Origin of the sequence: Neisseria sp. HMSC058F07 (genome assembly GCF_001810035.1) — a bacterium.
In the GTDB taxonomy this organism is placed as follows: domain Bacteria; phylum Pseudomonadota; class Gammaproteobacteria; order Burkholderiales; family Neisseriaceae; genus Neisseria; species Neisseria perflava.
Window position 1 is genome coordinate 213,061 of record NZ_KV799663.1, and the last position, 774, is coordinate 213,834.

General features: G+C 46.8%; 3 tRNA genes. All 3 read left to right on the plus strand.

The window, feature by feature from the left end:
• The first annotated feature begins 63 nt into the window (after window positions 1-63).
• The 3 genes from HMPREF2696_RS01260 (at window position 64) to HMPREF2696_RS01270 (ending at window position 364) form a co-directional block, all read left to right on the plus strand.
• A tRNA-Asp gene (locus tag HMPREF2696_RS01260) sits at window positions 64-140 on the plus strand.
• 39 nt (window positions 141-179) lie between these two features.
• A tRNA-Val gene (locus HMPREF2696_RS01265) sits at window positions 180-255 on the plus strand.
• Window positions 256-287: 32 nt separating this feature from the next.
• A tRNA-Asp gene (locus HMPREF2696_RS01270) sits at window positions 288-364 on the plus strand.
• The last annotated feature ends 410 nt before the right edge of the window (window positions 365-774 follow it).

Below are 774 nucleotides of genomic sequence, written 5' to 3' on the forward strand. Positions count from 1 at the left end.
TCGGCGGTTCGACTCCGTCATCACCCACCAAGTTTCTTTTTCATTGTCTTTGACAGTGGATGCGCGGTGGTAGCTCAGTTGGTTAGAGTACCGGCCTGTCACGCCGGGGGTCGCGGGTTCGAGCCCCGTCCGCCGCGCCATTATTTAAAAATACTGATTCTTCAGTATCTCCCTTTTTTGGGTGATTAGCTCAGTTGGTAGAGCGTCTGCCTTACAAGCAGAATGTCGGCGGTTCGACTCCGTCATCACCCACCACTTTACTTTTCATTGTCCCTGACAATGGATGCGCGGTGGTAGCTCAGTTGGTTAGAGTACCGGCCTGTCACGCCGGGGGTCGCGGGGTCGAGCCCCGTCCGCCGCGCCATTATTTAAAAAGCACTGATTATATCAGTGCTTTTTTATTTGTCTTAAAGACACATCAGCTGCGAAAATAGGAACAGGTAAGTACAGGGTATTGAAATACTGTTTAACCTTAAATTCTGATGATTTTGAAAAAGGTCGTCTGAAACTTTTAAAGTTTCAGACGGCCTTTTGTAAGCCGCCGCCGACTTTTGCACTTTGTTGCAGTAACTTTTGCACTCTAGGTCCCGCGAAAGTTTCGACAGCTTTTGCACTATATCGGATGATGAGAAATAAGAAAAGCGACGCTACCGTCGCTTTTTATTTTACCAATTACATACGACCAATTCTCCACTGGCTTTACCAGTTTTATTTCTTCCGATTGTATAAGCCAGCTCCAGTTGGGTGATACGGAAATCTTTAAACAATTCCCTG